Genomic DNA, 17,458 nt, shown 5'->3' on the forward strand with positions numbered 1-17,458 from the left:
GAGCCTTTAGGGCTTGCTTGAGCCGTGTGCGGTGAAAGCTGCTTGCACGGTTCTGAGGGGGCGGGGACGCAGTAATGCGTCCCCGCTACCCGACTGCTCGGCGACGAACTCCCCTGGTACACATGGGAGAACGAGGAGGAGAAGTGCGCGGAGCTGACCACCTGGCTGGTCGTCCACGCCAAGACCCGACTCACCGTCCACGGCGCATCCGACGAACTGCTCCACCGGATACGGCTCCTCGGCCTCACCGGCCCCGACCGTTGGGAGGACCCGCACTGGCCCGGTCATCGCTACTGAGCAGCTGGACTCAACCGTCGGATACCGCGTCGCCCGCCACGAGCCGGCTCGTGAAGCCCGCGCGGCACAGCGGCTCGTACGCTGCCGCCACGTCGCCGGGAACGGGGCTGGAGATCATGAACCCCCGGTCCGGACAGAGCATCAGACGTTGCAGCGCACCGACGAGCATGTCGATCACCAGACGGTCGTCCTGGATGGATGCCACGTACTCCTCGAACGTCATCGGGCTCGACGCGCTCACGAACTCGATGCCGGGCCACAGCTTGCGGGCGGTGGCGTGGGCGCGGCGTTCCTCGTACGGCTTGCTGATCAGCAGTACGGACGAGACATCGACGCCCGCCTCTTCGAGCAGCGCCCGCGAGAATCGGATGTTCTCGCCCGTGTTGCGGGCGCGTGGTTCCACGAGCACGGCAGCAGCGGTACAGGGGCCTGGCAGGGTGAGTCATGAGGTGCCGCTGTGCGGGACATCCGCGCGTGTACTCGGCGCACGGTGCGTGCGGACGAGGCCGGCTGGGGGCTGTGCCGACGGGGCTCCGGGGCGCAAGGGCGGGGCGGGCCCGGAACCCGGACCCGCCCCGTACCGCCGCAGGACGTCAGGCCGGCAGACCCAGCTCCCGGGCGATCAGCATCCGCTGCACCTCGCTCGTGCCCTCGCCGATCTCCAGGATCTTGGAGTCGCGCCACATCCTGGCCACCGGGTACTCGTTCATGAAGCCGTAGCCGCCGTGGATCTGGGTCGCCTCGCGGGCGTTGTCCACCGCCACCGTCGACGAGTACAGCTTCGCGATGGCCGCCTCCTTCTTGAACGGTTCGCCCGCCACCAGGCGCGAGGCCGCGTCACGCCAGCCGACCCGGGCCATGTGCGCCCGCGTCTCCATGTCCGCGATCTTGAACTGGATGGCCTGGTTGGCGCCGATCGGCCTTCCGAAGGCGTGGCGCTCCTTGGCGTACTTCACCGACTCGTCCACACAGCCCTGCGCCAGGCCCGTGGACAGGGCGGCGATGGCGATCCGGCCCTCGTCCAGGATGCGCAGGAACTGGGCGTAGCCGCGCCCCTCCTGCCCCAGCAGGTTCCCCAGGGGGACGCGGACGTCGGAGAAGGACAGCTCGCGGGTGTCCGAGGCGTTCCAGCCGACCTTGGAGTACGGGGCGGCGACCGTGAAGCCGGGGGTGCCGGACGGCACGATGATGCAGGAGATCAGCGGGGCGCCGTTGTCCTTGCGGCCGGTCACCGCCGTGACCGTGACCAGTTCCGTGATGTCCGTGCCGGAGTTGGTGATGAAGCACTTGGAGCCGTTGATCACCCACTCGCCCGTCGCCTCGTCGCGCACCGCCGTCGTGCGGGTGCCGCCCGCGTCCGAACCGGCGTCCGGCTCGGTCAGGCCGAACGCGCCGAGCGCCTCGCCCGAGCAGAGCTTCGGCAGCCACTGACGCTTCTGCTCCTCCGTGCCGTAGTGGTACACGGGCATCGCGCCGAGCGAGACCCCGGCCTCCAGCGTGATCGCCACGGACGAGTCGACGCGGGCCAGTTCCTCCAGGGCGATCCCGAGGGCGAGATAGTCGCCGCCCATGCCGCCGTACTCCTCGGGGAACGGCAGCCCGAACAGCCCCATCCGTCCCATCTCCCGCACGATCTCGTACGGGAACTCATGGCGCTCGTAGAAGTCGCCGATCTTCGGCGCGATCACATCGTGCGCGAACTCCTCGACGGTGCGACGCAGTTCCTCGTGCTCGGCGGTCAGCCGGTGGTCCAGGGACATGGTGGGTGTCACTCCTTGTGGGACTGGGTGGACCGCACCGAGAGCGCGCGGACGGTACGGGACGGGCTGGGTCGGCCCAGCTGTTCGGCGAGCCACACGCTGGTGGCGGTGAGCGCGTCGAGGTCGACCCCGGTTTCGATGCCGAGGCCGTCGAGCATCCACACGAGGTCTTCGGTGGCGAGGTTTCCGGTCGCGCTCTTCGCGTACGGGCAGCCGCCGAGGCCGCCCGCGGAGGCGTCGACGGTGGTCACACCGTGCTGGAGCGCGGCGAGGGTGTTGGAGAGGGCCTGGCCGTACGTGTCGTGGAAGTGCACGCCGATGGTGTCGGTGGGCACGCCCTCCTCGTTCAACTCGGAGAGCAGGTCCTGCACATGGCCGGGGGTGGCGACGCCGATGGTGTCGCCGAGGGAGAGTTCGTCGCAGCCGAGGTCCATCAGCGCCTTGGCGACCCGGACGACCTGGTGGACGGGGACGGGCCCCTCCCACGGGTCGCCGAAGCACATCGACAGATAGCCGCGGACATGCACCTTGTCGGCCTTGGCCCGTGCGACGACCGGTTCGAACATGGCGAGCGACTCGTCGACGGTGCGGTTGAGATTGCGGGCGGCGAACGTCTCGGTCGCCGAGCCGAACACGGCGATGCGGCGGGCGCCGAGCGCGAGCGCCCGGTCCAGTCCGCGTTCGTTCGGCACGAGTACGGGCAGGGCGACGTCCCCGATGTCCCCCAGGAGCGGGAACAGGTCTTCCGCGTCCGCCAGTTGGGGCACCCACTTCGGGTGCACGAAGCTGGTCGCCTCGATGGTGGTCAGACCCGACGCGGCGAGGCGGTGGATGAACTCCGCCTTCACCCCGGTCGGCACGACGGCCTTCTCGTTCTGCAGTCCGTCGCGGGCGCCGACCTCGTGGACACGCACCCGTGGGGGCAGGTCCTGGGCGGGCACGGTCATGGGCAGGGTGCGAGGTGTCATGCGTCCTCCCCGGGAGCTCCGGTGGGTGCCACCACGGCCAGGACCTGGTCCATGGCGACCGTGGCACCGGCGATGACATCGAGTTCGGTCACGGTCCCGGCGTGCGGGGCGGAGATGACGTGTTCCATCTTCATCGCCTCGACGACGAGCAGGCTCTGACCGGCCACGACCTCGTCCCCGACCGCCACCTTCACGACGGTGACGGTGCCGGGCATGGGCGCGGCGAGCGTGTCCGCCCCGGAACGGGCGGCACCGGCCAGCGCCGCCTCCACCGGGTCGTGGTCCTGGACGTGCCAGGTGTCGCCGTCGCGGCCCAGCCAGGTCCCCTCCGGAGAGGCCGCGTGGGCGAACGTGTGGGTGACACCGGCGAGTTCGAGGACGATCCGGTGCGCGGTCAGCTCCACGGTCTTCGCCGTCTCCCTGCCGCCGGGCATCGGGGCCAGCGGACCGCAGGCGCCCGTCGCGGGCTCCGGTGGCCGCGCGCCCTCCCCGACATGGCCGAACGTCAGCTCGGTGCCCGCCGGGCAGGTGCGCAGCGAGACCTGGACGGGGTCGTGGCCCGGCAGCCGGAAGTGGCGCACCGTGAAGGCCGGGGTGCCGCCCATCCGCCAGCCGCTCGCCACCGAGAACGGGTCCACCCAGGTCGTGGCGGGCCCGGCCGCCGGTACGCCCTGCCGCAGCAGTGCCGCCGCCGCGTAGACCTCCTCGGGCACCCCCTCCGGCACCAGCCCGTCGACCTCGCGCTCCACCAGACCGGTGTCCAGATCGCCGGCCACCACGGCCGGGTGGGCGAGCAGCCGGCGCAGGAAGCCCGCGTTCGTCGGGACGCCGAGGATCACCGTGTCCGCGAGCGCCGCACGCAGCCGGCGCAGGGCGGTGGCGCGGTCGGGGCCGTAGGCGATGACCTTCGACAGCATCGGGTCGTACAGGCTGCCGACCTCGCCGCCCTGGCCGAGCCCGGAGTCCGTCCGCACGCCGTTGCCCTGCGGCTCGTGCAGTGCGAGCACCGTGCCGCCGGACGGCAGGAAGCCGCGGGACGGGTCCTCCGCGCAGATCCGGGCCTCGATCGCATGGCCGGTCAGCGCGATGTCCTGCTGCGCGTAGGGGAGTCGCTCGCCCGCCGCGACCCTGAGCTGCCACTCCACCAGGTCGAGGCCGGTGATCAGCTCGGTGACGGGGTGCTCGACCTGGAGGCGGGTGTTCATCTCCATGAAGTAGTACGAGGCGGGGTCGTTGCCCGGGACGATGAACTCCACCGTGCCCGCGCCCACGTATCCGCAGCTGCGCGCCGCCTGGACGGCCGCCTCGCCCATCGCCGCCCGGGTCTCCTCGTCGAGCAGGACGGACGGCGCCTCCTCGATGATCTTCTGGTGGCGGCGCTGGAGCGAGCACTCGCGCTCACCGAGGTGGACCACGTTGCCGTGGGTGTCCGCCAGGACCTGGATCTCGATGTGCCGGGGCCGGTCGATCCACCGCTCCACGAGCAGGGTGTCGTCGCCGAACGAGGCGCGTGCCTCACGCCGGGCGGCGGCGATCTCGTCCGCGAGCAGCGTCTCGTCGCGCACCAGCCGCATGCCCTTGCCGCCGCCGCCCGCCGAGGGCTTCAGCAGCACCGGCGTCCCGATCTCACGGGCGGCATCGCCCAGTTGGGTATCGCTGAGCCCGCTCCCCGACGAGCCGGGCACCACCGGCACCCCGGCCGCCGCGACCGTCTCCTTGGCCCGGATCTTGTCGCCCATCAGCGAGATGGCGTCGGCGGGCGGACCGATGAAGACCAGCCCCGCCTCCGCGCACGCCCGCGCGAAGCCAGCGTTCTCGGCGAGGAACCCGTACCCGGGGTGGACGGCCTGCGCGCCGCTGCGGCGGGCCGCGTCCAGCAACGCGGGCACGCTCAGATAGCTCATCGAGGCGGGCGCGGGCCCGATCCGTACCGCCGTGTCGGCCTCCCGTACATGCCGGGCGTCCGCGTCCGCGTCGCTGAAGACGGCGACCGAGCGGACGCCGAGCTCGCGCAGCGTACGGATGACACGTACCGCGATCTCGCCGCGGTTGGCGACAAGAACGGTGTCGAACATCGTCATCTGTTCCTCACATCCGGAAGACGCCGAAGCCGGGCGCCGCAGGGTCCTTCTGGGGGAGTGGGGCGTTGGCGCACGCGGTCAGGGCGAGCCCCAGCACCTGCCGGGTCTCCATCGGGTCGATCACACCGTCGTCCCAGAGCCGGGCCGTGGCGTAGTACGCGTTGCCCTGGGTCTCGTACTGCTCGCGGATCGGGGCCTTGAAGGCCTCCTCGTCCGCCGTGCTCCAGTCGTCGCCCAGCTGGTCGCGCTTGACCGTCGCGAGGACGGACGCGGCCTGCTCGCCGCCCATGACGGAGATCTTCGCGTTCGGCCACATCCACAGGAAGCGCGGCGAATAGGCCCGCCCGCACATCGAGTAGTTGCCGGCCCCGTACGAACCGCCGACCACCACCGTCAGCTTCGGCACACGGGTGCAGGCGACCGCCGTCACCATCTTGGCGCCGTGCTTGGCGATGCCGCCCGCCTCGTAGTCGCGCCCCACCATGAAGCCCGAGATGTTCTGCAGGAAGACCAGCGGAATGCCGCGCTGGTCGCACAGCTCGATGAAGTGGGCGCCCTTCTGGGCGGACTCGGAGAACAGGATGCCGTTGTTGGCGACGATGCCGACGGGGTGGCCGTGGACGTGGGCGAAGCCGGTGATCAGCGTCGTCCCGTACTCGGCCTTGAACTCGGCGAACCGCGAGCCGTCCACCACCCGGGCGATCACCTCCCGTACGTCGTACGGCGTCCGGGAATCGACCGGGACGGCCCCGTACAGCCCGGCGGGATCGACCTTCGGCTCCTCGGCCGGCCGCACCGGCCACGGAAGCGTCCCGCGCTCCGGCAGCGTGGCGACGATGTTCCGCACGATCCGCAGCGCGTGCGCGTCGTCCTCGGCGAGATGATCGGTCACCCCCGACGTACGGGAGTGCACCTCGCCGCCGCCCAGCTCCTCGGCCGTCACGACCTCGCCGGTCGCGGCCTTCACCAGCGGCGGACCGCCCAGGAAGATCGTGCCCTGGTTCCGTACGATCACGGCCTCGTCGCTCATCGCGGGGACGTACGCCCCGCCCGCCGTGCACGACCCCAGCACCGCCGCGATCTGCGGAATCCCGGCCCCCGACATCCGGGCCTGGTTGTAGAAGATCCGCCCGAAGTGCTCCCGGTCCGGGAAGACCTCGTCCTGCATCGGCAGGAAGGCCCCGCCCGAGTCGACGAGATACAGGCAGGGCAGCCGGTTCTCCAGGGCCACCTCCTGGGCGCGGAGGTGCTTCTTCACGGTCATCGGGTAGTACGTGCCGCCCTTGACGGTGGCGTCATTGGCGACGATCACGCACTCCCGCCCGCCGACCCGCCCGATCCCGGCGATCACCCCGGCCGCCGGGGCGGCGCCCCCGTACAGCCCCTCGGCCGCCAGCGGGGCCAGCTCCAGGAACGGCGACCCCGCGTCGAGCAGGGTGTCCACCCGGTCCCTGGGCAGCAGCTTGCCGCGCGCGACATGCCGGGCGCGGGCCCTCTCACCCCCGCCGAGCCTGGCCGTGGCGAGCCGCTTGCGCAGCTCGTCGGAGAGCGCGTGATGCGCCGCCTCGTTGGCCTGCCAGGCCTCGGAGGCGGGATCGGCCGCGCTCGCCAGCACCGGTGCCTGCTGCATCGTGTCGAGCCCCCTTGCCCGTACCGCAGTGGTTAATGAGCGTTAACATCTGACTTTAGGTTAACGACCGCTAACAGCCTTGTCCAGGCCGCTCTGTCGGTGCCCCCAGTGGTTGTGGCAGGTATTGGTCACGTACGTCCCGCAGCGGACAGGGCGCGCGGTGGGCCCGGAATAATGACCCGCGCCGCTCCCCGACCCGGAGCGGCACCGGTTGCGGTCCGACGAGGACCGTGACCGAGCGAGTTGCCTGGCGTGTGTGGGGGCTCCGGTCGTCATGGCCGGGGACGTGTATCGGCCGACGGCCGATCGGGTGGGGGAGACCAGCAGATGACGCAACAGCCGCAGTCGGTGCGAGGGGTGGGCGGGGGAACGGCCAGGGGAGTGGCGGAGAGGCCGCGCATGCTCGAAGTGGACGCCCTGCGCGGGTTCGCGCTCGCCGGGATCCTGGTCGTGAACGTCCTGACGACGGCCGGGCCTCCGGGTGTCAGGGGCGGGCTCACGCATGTGCACGCGGCGGACGGGGCCGTGGAATGGCTGGTCGTTCTCCTCGCGCAGTCGAAGTTCTACCTGCTCTTCTCCTTCCTCTTCGGCTACAGCTTCACCCTTCAGATGGACTCGGCCGCCCGTGCCGGGGCACGCTTCGTACCCCGGCTGTCACGGCGGCTGGCCGGACTGTCCGTGCTCGGGCTCGCGCACGCGGTGCTGCTCTACACCGGCGACATCCTCATGATGTACGCCCTGTGCGGACTGGTCCTGCTGGCCGCCCGGAACGCCGGGCCCGCGAAGGCCTGGCGGGCGGCGCTCTGGGTGTACGGCGTCGCCGGAGGGTTCCTGCTGCTCGTCGGTCTGGGCGCCGCGCTGTTCGATCCCGGTGACCTGAGCGAATCCGCCGCAGTGAAGGCCGAGCTGACCGCCGCCTACAGGAGTGGCTTCACCGAGGTCGTCGGCGCCAACATCAAGGCTCTGCCCGACATTGTGGCAGCCCTCCCGCTGATGGGCGGTTATGTCGTCGCCGCCTTCCTCGTGGGGTTCGTGGCCGGCCGGCGGCAGTGGCTCGGAGCAGCCGCGCTCGCCGACCGGGCGCGGCTGCTCCGCATCTTTCTGGCAGGTCTCGCCATCGGAGTCCCCGGGGCGGTCTTCTCCGCGGCGGGGATGGCGGGGCCGCTGCCGGAGCGCTGGGAACTGTTCGGCCTGACAGTCGGTCTGGCCGCGGCCCCGGCGCTCTCGGCCGCGTACGCCACGGGGCTGCTGCTGTGGTTCACCACACCGAGCGGCGCCGCGACGGCCCGGGTCCTCGCGCCCGCCGGGCGGATGGCGCTGACCAACTACCTAACCCAGTCCCTCGTCATGGCCCTCGTCTTCTCCGGGTACGGCCTGGGACTGTACGGCCGCACGGGCGCGGCGGCGGCGGTCGGCGGGGCGCTCGTGCTCTACGCCTGCCAGCTCGCGCTCAGCGGGTGGCTGATGCGGCGCCACCGGCTCGGGCCCGTGGAGTGGCTGTTGCGCGCCGTGACGCTGTGGGCGTGGCCCCCGAAGGCAGCGGGAGGCCGCTGAACGAGGGGCATTGCACAGGGCGTTGTGACCGGACGCTGCGCAGCCGCATCCGCCGGCGCGGGGCGCCTTCGGTGCAACAAATGGAGTTTGCTCATCCATTTGTTTGCAAAGCGCTGAAGATACATGGAGGCTTGGGTGATTTTGGCCAAAACTTTTAGTCATCACCCTTTGGTGGCCGGACGGTCGGCCTGGCTGGGCAGGGTGCCCGCTCGATTATTTTGCTTTCCTCTTTCCTAGTGCGAACAACTGCCCTAGGGTGTGCGGGGAGCGCCGCTCGTGGTGCTCCATGGGGGAGGTGTATTTGATTTGACCACTCAGGATGCCTTGGAAACGGGTGCAGGGTCGCGCATGGTTGTCGTTGGAACGGGGGCCGGTTCCGTGCCCGGGGATCCGGCGGGGCGCCGCTTTTGACCGGTCGTGAGCGCCAGGTTCTCGTGCTGATCGGGGGCGCCGCCGGAAATCGGGTGATCGCCCGGCGGCTCGGCATTGCCGAACGTACCGTGAAGGCTCATTTGACCAGCATCATGGGAAAAATTGGTGTGTCCTCCCGGCTGGAAGCCGCGTTGTTCGCATACGCCCATCACGAGCTGATCTGCCCTGTGGGGCAATGCCCTTCGGGTCACCTCCCCAAGGTCCAATAGTGCGAAACATCGGAAGCGTTGAAGACTCCTTCTCGCCGGCCGGAAATACCGGCCAGGGCATGGTGTTTCAGGAACCGCTCCTTGAATCGTCGTGCCTCCTGGTGAGCAGGAGGATTATTGATGCACAACAAGATGCGTATGACCGCTGCCGCGCTCACGGCGGTACTCGCGCTCGGTGTCGCGGCCCCGGCGGCGTCGGCGGCGGACACCGGTCGCTCCCGGGTCGCGTCCACCGCTTCGGCCGTACAGACGGCTCCAACGGGTGTCGCACTGACCGCCGGTGTGTCGAACGGCAGCACGGCGACCGGCGTGAACGGCGGAGCGGCATCTCTCGGTACGCAGACCGATGTTGGCGCGAAGGGCATCAGCGGCGCGGCCAAGAAACTGGTCGACAAGATAGTCAAGAGCAAGTACGGGAAGTCCGCGATCAAGGCGGCGAAGAAGGGGCGCAAGGCCTTCAAGAAGTGGGTCGACAGCCTCTCCAACTTCAACCCGCTGAAGTGGGTCATCAAGGCGGCTCCCGTCTATGTGATCGACGAAGTCATCTCGTACCTGATCAGCCATTTCTAGAACATCCGTAGGAAGATCGTGGCCCCCTCCAGCAAGGGAGGGGGTCGCGTCCGCATTGATCCAGGAGGGTTTCGTTGTCGGAACGTCAGGAAGTGGTCGAGCGCAATTTGTGGGCCGCTCCGGCACTCTTTGTTTTTGTGGCATGGGTGCTGTTCAAGATGGACGACAGCCAGTCGATGGAGAGAACCGCCTGGATCGTCTATGCAGCGGGCTGGGTCCCGGTTGCCGGAATGCTCGGTCGAACCGCCGTGCAACGCAGGAATCCTGGAATCGGTGCCGTCTTCGGGGTCGGAATCCTCTTGATCATGGGCGCCGTATTCTGGGCGAACCATGGCTGATTCCCCCGTCGTCATGGGCTGCTGGCCGGTGATCGCCGTGTCGACGGCCGCCTTGATACGCAACCGGATTGGAACCCACTCGTCCTGGTGTTGTGGCCCCTGCTGGGCGAGCGGCCGGCAGGCATCGCCCTCGGCATGATGCCGGGCCTCGGCGGGACAGCCCTTAGCTGCCGTTCGGTGCCGCTCGGGCGGCCATGCTCGGTGCGGAGTCGACGGGTGAGGACGGCGGGTTCGTACAGTCGCTGGTCGGGACGGATCTGACGCCGGGGGCAGGGCTGCTGGTGTTCTGCGTGTTCGCCGCGGTTCTGGCGTGCGCCGGGGCGTACGTGTACGGGCGTCGGGACGCCCCTTGAGCGTGGAGTGCGGTGGACGCCGGCTGAACACTCCGCGTCCCTGGCGGCCGCACGTTCGCCGCAGGGGACGCCGATGCCGGTGACGATGCCGATCGGATGGCCACGGCGGGGTGTACACGATGTTCCGCACGATCCGCAGCGCGTGCGCGTCATCCGTACGGCGAGACGGTCGGTCACCCCTCGACCCGGTCAACGAGCCTTGACGCCCGACGCCAAGGTTAACGTTCGCTAACCAGGCTGTCTAGAATCGAATCCATGACCACCAGGACGGACGCCCCCACCCGCCGCGAGCAGATCCTCAAGGAGGCCGCCCGCCTCTTCGCCGAGCGCGGCTTCCACGGCGTCGGCGTCGACGAGATAGGCGCCGCCGTCGGGATCAGCGGTCCCGGCCTCTACCGGCACTTCCCCGGCAAGGACGCGATGCTCGCCGAGCTGCTGGTCGGCATCAGCGAGCGGCTGCTGGCGGGCGGGCGGCTGCGCGTGTCGGAGGACGCGGCCTGTGGGGACGGCTCCCCGCAGGCCCTGCTCGACGCGCTCATCGAGGGCCACATCGACTTCGCCCTCGACGACCGCCCCCTGATCACCCTCCACGACCGCGAGCTGGACCGCCTCCGGGAGGCCGACCGCAAGCGGGTCCGCCAGCTCCAGCGGCAGTACGTCGAGGTGTGGGTGGAGGTGGTCCGCGAGCTGTACCCGGACCTGCCCGAGCACGAGGCCCGCGCCGCCGTCCACGCCGTCTTCGGGCTCCTGAACTCGACCCCCCACCTGGGCCGCCCCGGTGCGCAGCCCGACCGCGCGGACACGGCGGCGCTGCTGCACCGGCTGGCGCGCGGGGCGTTCGAGGCGGCGGTGCGGGCGTAGATCCCGGCCGCGGCGCCGGGCCGTGAGCCGGGCCGTGGCGCCCCCGGCGGGTGCGTCGTCGGCTGCGAGCGGCACCAATTCCGCCGACCCGTTGAATATATGAATTTATGCGAAAAGGAAGAAGCGACTCCTCAAATTCCCCTTCCTTTTCCTCGGCGAGCTCCGTAGATCGGAGTGTCGCGGTGACCCTCAGGCATATGGTTTGAGCTGTCTCGCCCACGCCTGATGGGGAACTCAAATGAAAACGTGTCAGGTTTCGGTCGTTGTCCCCTGTTTCAATGAGGACGAGGTGATCGAGACATTTCACCGTGCCCTGATCTCTGTCCTCGAACCGACGCGGCGGACCTTCGAGATCTGTTATGTCGACGACGGCAGCAGCGACCGGACCAGGATCCGGATCGGATCGCTCGCCGCCGCGGACCGACGGGTCCGCTACACCTCCTTCAGCCGCAATTTCGGCAAGGAGGCCGCCATGCTCGCGGGGCTGCGCATGTCCCGCGGCGACGCCGTCGTCCTCATGGACGCCGACCTTCAGCACCCGCCCGAACTGCTGCCCCGCATGCTGGAGCTGCGGCGGCGCGGCTACGACCAGGTCGTCGCGCGGCGGGACCGCACGGGCGAAGGCGCCCTGCGCACCGTTCTCAGCGCCGCCTACTACCGGGCGATGGGCCGGTGCATGGACGTCGAGGTCGTCGACGGCGAGGGCGACTTCAGACTGCTGTCGCGCAACGCCGTGGACGCCGTGCTCGCGATGCCCGAGACCAACCGGTTCTCCAAGGGGATCTTCTCCTGGATCGGCTTCGACACCGTCAGCTTCACCTACCAGAACACCCAGCGCGTGGCGGGACGTTCGAAGTGGGGCGGCCGACGGCTGCTCAACTACGGGATCGACGGGCTGATCTCGTTCAACAGCCGCCCGCTGCGCCTGGCCATCCACGCCGGCCTCGGACTCGCGCTGGCCGCGCTGGGATACGCCTTGTGGATCATCACCGAAGTCGCCGTGCACGGTGTCGGCGTGCCCGGCTACACCACCCTGCTGACGGCCGTCGTGGCGCTCGGCGGAATCCAGCTCGCCACGCTCGGCATCATCGGCGAGTACGTGGGACGCATCTACTACGAGGCGAAACGGCGCCCCCACTACGTGGTGCGCGAAACGGACGAATCCCCGCACGTCCTGCCGGTCGACATCCCGGCAGTGGCCCGTTCGAGCCCGCCCGCCACCGGGGCCAGGAGACCGCTCGCGGGGCGCACCGGGTCGACCGCGATCGGGGCGTCAAGATTCCGTACCGTACGCCAGTTCATCATTTTCGGGATGATCGGCGTCGTCAATACGGCGGTATATCTGGCGGTGTACGTCTCGCTGAACACCTGGATCCCCTATCTTGCCGCGCACGTCATCGGATACGCGGTCAGCATCGTGGGATCGTTCCTGCTCAACTCGTACATCACCTGCCGTACGAAACCGACCTGGCAGGCCTTCGTGCGGTATCCCCTGTCGAGCGTCGTCAATCTCGTGCTTACGGGCGTTCTGCTCTACCTCGGCGTGAGCGGGCTGGGCATGGACAAGAACATCGCCGCCGTGGCCGCGGGAATCCTCGCCACCCCCTTCTCGTTCCTGCTCGCCCGCTGGGCCATCGACTCGGGCGCCGCCCTGGCCCGGCAGAGCCCCGGCCCGGCCGAGAACCCCGCCCGGCACCCCGTCCCCTGAACCCGCACCTCCCGCACCCCCACCCCCGCATCCCCACCGCCCGAACCTCTCGGCGCGCACGACGCGAGCAACGTACGAAGGGCACCAGCGCACATGACCGCGGACACGTCCAAGACCGCTGACGCACAGAAGGAGAGCGACCAGTCCCCCCAGAAGGCCCGTCCGGGCCCCGCGCGGCGGTGGGCGTCGATCTGGACGTTGGCCCTCACCCTGGTGCCGCTCACCCTGCTCGGCGCGGCCTTCTGGGTCGGCCGCCTGGTCCGCCCGGGAGGGGACGACTGGTGCTTCCTGCCGGTCGTACGGGACGACGGCGCCTCCGGGATGATCGCGAAGTTCTTCCTCCATGACAACGGACGCATCGCCAACGCCTTGCTGGTCATCGCGTACGGAGCCTTCGGCGTCGCGGGCCATCAGTGGTTCGCCCTGGTCAGCGGGGTGCTCATGCTGGGCGTCCTCTGGGCGCTGACCGCCTCCGCGCTCCGCAGGGCCCGACTGACCGCGCCGCGCGGGCTCGCGCTGCTGGTGGCCGCGATGATGGCGGTGGTCTTCTTCTTCGCGACGCCCAACCCGTACAAGACGTTCTACTGGCCCGCCTCATCCGTCTCGCACACCGTGTCACCGGTGCTGGCCTGCGCCGCCGTGATCCCGCTGCTGCGCGCACGGACCAGGCTGGGGCGCGACTTCGCGGTGGGCATCGCCTTCGTGGCCGGAGTCTTCATCGGCACGCTGTCGGAGGAGACGGCGGTCGTCGCGTTCGTCGTGCTCGCCGCCGCGCTGCTGATCAGCCACTGGATGGCTCCCGGTCCCGGCCGGACCCACGCGCGCATCTGGTGTGCGTTCGCCTTCGCCGGGGTGGCGGTCGGCACCGCCATCCTGTACCTGTCGCCCGGCGCACGCACCCGGCGCGCACGGTTCGGCGCCGACAGCTCCTCCATGTTCGGCCCGGAGGCGCTGACCACGGGACTGCGGGCGTTCGCACACATCATGGGGACGATCCTCACGACCTGGCAGTACCTGGGAGCGTTCGCCGTCGGCGTGCTGCTGGGCCTGCTGGTGCGCGGCACCGGACAGGGAACGGACGTGCCCGCCGGATCCCTGCGCCGCAGGCCCCTCCTCCTGGTCCTCACCGGATGCGTCACCTTCCTGGTCTCCGGCTACCTCTGCGTCCTCGTCGCCTACCCCGCCTTCGGGGCGAGCGTGGTGTACGCGTCCCGCGTCTGGGGCGACTTCCTCCTGCTGTACGTGATGCTCCTGGTCGGCATCGGCACCCTGCTGGGACGGGCGCTGCGAGCCCGCCGGTGGGGGATCCGTACGGCGACGGCCGTGGCCGCCGGCGCCGCATGCGCCCTGGCCTGCGTCGGCCTGGCCGTTCCGCTGCACCAACTGGAGCGGAAGATGGACGTGCGCGCCCAGCGCTGGGACCGCCAGGACCACTTCCTGAGGACCCAGGCGGCGCGCGGCGCCCAGGTGCTTCCGTACACACCGGTGTCGGTCAGCGGTTTGGGGGAGCCGTTCGGCAACCACGGCAAGAATCAGTGGCCGGCGAAGTGCGTCGCCCAGTACTACCACCTCAAGAAGATCACGTACTCGACCCGGCTTCCCTGAGCGGCCGTTCCGTCCGTCGTGCAAGACACCCGGCACACTGCGCACACCTGACGGCACAATGGGTTCATGCCGATACCCAGCCGTGCCGCCCTCGTGGAACACCTCGTCCGTACGCGTATCGCCGGAGACGTCGCCACACCCCGCGACAACAACCTCTCCCACTACCGCAAGCTCGCCAACGGCGACCGCCACTACTGGCTGGGTCTGGAACTGGGCGACCGGTGGCGTGACGAGCAGGACGTGCTGGCCGTGATGGCCGAGCGCTGCGGGGTCAGCGACGACCCGGAGCACCGGTTCGGGCAGGACACCATCGACCCGGAGCTGACGGTCGACGCCCTGGAGCGGATGGCGGCGCGGCTGCGGAAGGCGGCGGCGGGCACGGAGCGGGTGCTGTTCGCGACGGGACACCCGGGCGGGCTGCTCGATGTCCACCGGCAGACCGCCCAGGCGCTGGGGGCCGCCGGCTGCGAGATCGTACGGATTCCCTCGGGGCTGGTGGCCGACGAGGGCATGGTGTTCCAGTTCGCGGACGTCGCGGTGCAGGAGCGCGGCGCGACGCTCTGGCACACCCACTCGCCCGCCCCGATGGCGGCCATCCTGGACGGCCTGGAGCGCGAGGGCCGGCCGCTGCCGGACCTGGTGGTCGCCGACCACGGCTGGGCGGGGTGCGCGGCGCAGCGCGGGCTGGACGCGATGGGATACGCGGACTGCAACGATCCGGCGCTGTTCCTCGGCGAGGCGGAGGGGACGCTCCAGGTGGCCGTTCCGCTGGACGACCATGTGCTGGACCCGCGGTTCTACGACCCGCTGACGGACTATCTGCTGGACGCGGCGGGGCTGATCTGACGCCGAACGGTCCTGGTTCGGCCGGTCCGGGTTCGAACGGTACGGGTTTCGGTCGGTCCTGGTTCGGCCGGTCCGAGGACGGTCGGACCGAGGCGGGCCGGACCGAGGCGGGCCGGACCCAGGGGCCGGAGCCCCTGGGGGACGTATCAGCCCCGGGGGACGCGGACCACGCCCTCCTGGATGACGGTGATCGCCAGCCGGCCGTCCTGGGTGTAGATACGGGCCTGGCCGAGCCCGCGCCCGCCGGACGCGGACGGCGACTCCTGGTCGTACAACAGCCATTCGTCGGCCCGGAACGGCCGGTGGAACCACATCGCGTGGTCCAGGCTCGCCCCGACCACGTCGCCGACCGCCCAGCCCCCGCGCCCATGGGCGAGGAGCACCGAGTCGAGCAGCGTCATGTCGGAGACGTACGTCGCCATGCAGACGTGCAGCAGCGGGTCGTCGGCGAGCTTGCCGTTGGTGCGGAACCACACCTGGGAGCGGGGTTCGCGCGGTTCGCCGACCGTGCCGAAGGGCGGGGCGTCCACGTACCGCAGGTCGACCGCCGCCCGCGCCTCGATGAGCCGGTCCACGACCCCCGGATCGCTGAACTGGTCCGCGTAACGGGGCAGCATCTGCGCGGCCGTGGGAAGCGTCTCCGGGTCCGGGGCGGGCGGCATGTCCGCCTGGTGCTCCAGGCCCTCCTCGTGCGTCTGGAAGGACGCCGAGAGATGGAAGATCGGCTGGCCGTGCTGGACGGCGACGACCCGGCGGGTCGTGAAGGACCGGCCGTCCCGGATGCGGTCGACGCTGTAGACGATCGGCGCGCCCGGGTCGCCCGCCCGCAGGAAGTAGGAGTGCAGGGAGTGGGCGGTGCGGTCGGCGGGGACGGTACGGCCCGCGGCCACCAGGGCCTGGGCCGCGACCTGGCCGCCGAAGACGCGGGGTACGACCGCCGAGCGGCTCGTACCCCGGAAAATGTCCCGCTCGATCTGCTCCAGGTCGAGCAGATCGAGCAGGGAATCAAGTGCTGAGCTCATGGAGAGAACGTAACCGCTCTACAGGCCCATGGACTTGGCGATGATCGACTTCATGACCTCGCTGGTGCCGCCGTAGATGCGGTTGACCCGGTTGTCCGCGTAGAGACGGGCGATCGGGTACTCGTTCATGTAGCCGTAGCCGCCGTGCAACTGGAGGCAGCGGTCGATCACGCGGTGCGCGACCTCGGTGCAGAACAGCTTCGCGGAGGCGGCCTCGGCGGCGGTCAGCTCACCGGCGTCGTGGGCCTCGATGGCGCGGTCGCAGACGGCCTCGGCGGCGTCCACCTCGGCCTGGCAGGCGGCCAGCTCGAACTTGGTGTTCTGGAACGACGCGACGGTCTTGCCGAAGACGGTGCGCTCCGAGACGTAGCTCTGGGCGAACCGGACGGCGGCCTTGGCCTGGGCGTACGCGCCGACGGCGATGCCGAGGCGCTCCTGCGGCAGGTTCTGGCCGAGGTAGGAGAAGCCCTTGTTCTCCTCGCCGAGGAGGTCCTCGACCGGCACCTTGACGTCGACGAACGCCAGCTCGGCGGTGTCGGAGGTGCGCAGGCCCAGCTTGTCGAGCTTGCGGCCGACCGAGTAGCCCTCGGCCTTGGTGTCGACGACGAGGAGGGAGATGCCGTGCCGGCGGTCGTCCGCCTTGGGCGCGTCCGTACGGGCGCAGACGATGACCCGGTCGGCGTGGACGCCACCGGTGATGAACGTCTTGGCGCCGTTGAGGATGTAGTGCGTGCCGTCCTCGGAGAGCTTGGCGGTGGTCTTCATGCCCGCCAGGTCGGAACCGGTGCCCGGCTCGGTCATGGCGATGGCGTACATCGTCCTGCCGCTGACGAAGTCCGGCAGCCAGCGCTTCTTCTGCTCCTCTGTGGCGTACGCCTTGATGTACGGCAGGCAGAGCAGGACGTGCACACCGGAGCCGCCGAAGTTGACGGCCGCGCGGGCGCACTCCTCGGAGATGATCGCCTCGAACTTGAAGGACTCCACCCCGGCGCCGCCGTACTCCTCCGGCACCTCGATGCCGAATATGCCCAGCTCGGCGAGCTTGTAGTAGAAGTCACGGGGCACCTGGCCCGCCGCGAACCACTCGTCGTAGACGGGGGCGACCTCGGCCTCGATGAAGGCGCGGATGGTCTCCCGGAACGCCTCGTGGTCCTCGTTGAATACCGTACGGCGCACGGGGTGCCTCCTTGGTCAGCTTCGATCGGCTTCGGGCGAGCTTCGGGC

At 70.0% G+C, this 17,458-nt stretch carries 14 protein-coding genes and 1 pseudogene; 8 read left to right on the forward strand and 7 right to left on the reverse strand.

The window, feature by feature from the left end; translation table 11 throughout:
• Nucleotides 1–307 precede the first annotated feature (307 nt).
• From ACZ68L_RS08565 to ACZ68L_RS08585, 5 genes and pseudogenes are all read right to left on the reverse strand, one after another.
• Nucleotides 308–712, reverse strand: a pseudogene (locus tag ACZ68L_RS08565) (YdcF family protein); the annotation flags it as partial.
• A gap of 178 nt (nt 713–890) precedes the next feature.
• Entirely contained in the window at nt 891–2,057 is a 1,167-nt protein-coding gene (locus ACZ68L_RS08570; protein WP_469575314.1) for an acyl-CoA dehydrogenase family protein, read from the reverse strand.
• Between the two features lie 8 nt (nt 2,058–2,065).
• Complete coding sequence (locus ACZ68L_RS08575) at nt 2,066–3,025, reverse strand: hydroxymethylglutaryl-CoA lyase (RefSeq protein ID WP_469575316.1); 960 nt, start codon at nt 3,023–3,025, stop codon at nt 2,066–2,068.
• Nucleotides 3,022–5,100, reverse strand: coding sequence for an acetyl/propionyl/methylcrotonyl-CoA carboxylase subunit alpha (locus ACZ68L_RS08580; protein WP_469575867.1), 2,079 nt, complete (start codon nt 5,098–5,100; stop codon nt 3,022–3,024). The genes ACZ68L_RS08575 and ACZ68L_RS08580 overlap by 4 nt, the downstream gene beginning before the upstream one ends.
• Nucleotides 5,101–5,113: 13 nt before the next feature.
• Nucleotides 5,114–6,736 carry a carboxyl transferase domain-containing protein gene (locus ACZ68L_RS08585; RefSeq protein WP_469575318.1) on the reverse strand — a complete coding sequence of 541 codons (1,623 nt, stop codon included), beginning with the start codon at nt 6,734–6,736 and terminating at the stop codon, nt 5,114–5,116.
• Nucleotides 6,737–7,063: 327 nt separating this feature from the next.
• On the opposite strand from ACZ68L_RS08585, the gene ACZ68L_RS08590 reads away from it, so the two are divergent.
• The 8 genes from ACZ68L_RS08590 to ACZ68L_RS08625 all read left to right on the forward strand — a co-directional run bounded on the left by ACZ68L_RS08590 (nt 7,064) and on the right by ACZ68L_RS08625 (nt 15,212).
• Nucleotides 7,064–8,290: a DUF418 domain-containing protein gene (locus tag ACZ68L_RS08590; RefSeq protein WP_469575319.1), complete on the forward strand. Its 1,227-nt coding sequence runs from the start codon at nt 7,064–7,066 to the stop codon at nt 8,288–8,290.
• Between the two features lie 407 nt (nt 8,291–8,697).
• Nucleotides 8,698–8,931: a response regulator transcription factor gene (locus tag ACZ68L_RS08595; RefSeq protein WP_469575321.1), complete on the forward strand. Its 234-nt coding sequence runs from the start codon at nt 8,698–8,700 to the stop codon at nt 8,929–8,931.
• A 120-nt stretch (nt 8,932–9,051) separates the two neighbouring features.
• Entirely contained in the window at nt 9,052–9,501 is a 450-nt protein-coding gene (locus tag ACZ68L_RS08600) for a hypothetical protein (RefSeq protein ID WP_469575322.1), read from the forward strand.
• A 74-nt stretch (nt 9,502–9,575) separates the two neighbouring features.
• A complete protein-coding gene (locus ACZ68L_RS08605; protein WP_469575324.1) occupies nt 9,576–9,839 on the forward strand; it encodes a hypothetical protein in 264 nt (87 codons plus the stop codon).
• Between the two features lie 608 nt (nt 9,840–10,447).
• Entirely contained in the window at nt 10,448–11,053 is a 606-nt protein-coding gene (locus ACZ68L_RS08610; RefSeq protein ID WP_469575327.1) for an SACE_7040 family transcriptional regulator, read from the forward strand.
• 238 nt (nt 11,054–11,291) lie between these two features.
• Complete coding sequence (locus tag ACZ68L_RS08615) at nt 11,292–12,761, forward strand: glycosyltransferase (RefSeq protein WP_469575329.1); 1,470 nt, start codon at nt 11,292–11,294, stop codon at nt 12,759–12,761.
• A gap of 93 nt (nt 12,762–12,854) precedes the next feature.
• Nucleotides 12,855–14,366 (forward strand): DUF6056 family protein, encoded by a 1,512-nt coding sequence (locus tag ACZ68L_RS08620; RefSeq protein WP_469575330.1) that lies wholly within the window; start codon nt 12,855–12,857, stop codon nt 14,364–14,366.
• Nucleotides 14,367–14,432: 66 nt separating this feature from the next.
• On the forward strand, nt 14,433–15,212 hold the full coding sequence (locus ACZ68L_RS08625; RefSeq protein ID WP_469575331.1) for a phosphatase: 780 nt from the start codon (nt 14,433–14,435) through the stop codon (nt 15,210–15,212).
• A 146-nt stretch (nt 15,213–15,358) separates the two neighbouring features.
• Here ACZ68L_RS08625 and tesB read toward each other — a convergent pair whose 3' ends face one another.
• Both tesB and ACZ68L_RS08635 read right to left on the reverse strand, forming a co-directional pair.
• Nucleotides 15,359–16,234, reverse strand: a complete 876-nt coding sequence (tesB, locus tag ACZ68L_RS08630; RefSeq protein WP_469575333.1) for an acyl-CoA thioesterase II — start codon at nt 16,232–16,234, stop codon at nt 15,359–15,361.
• Between the two features lie 18 nt (nt 16,235–16,252).
• Nucleotides 16,253–17,410 (reverse strand): acyl-CoA dehydrogenase family protein, encoded by a 1,158-nt coding sequence (locus ACZ68L_RS08635; RefSeq protein WP_469575334.1) that lies wholly within the window; start codon nt 17,408–17,410, stop codon nt 16,253–16,255.
• Between the last annotated feature and the right edge of the window lie 48 nt (nt 17,411–17,458).

The sequence above is a fragment of the Streptomyces sp. NPDC104309 genome (genome assembly GCF_055584025.1).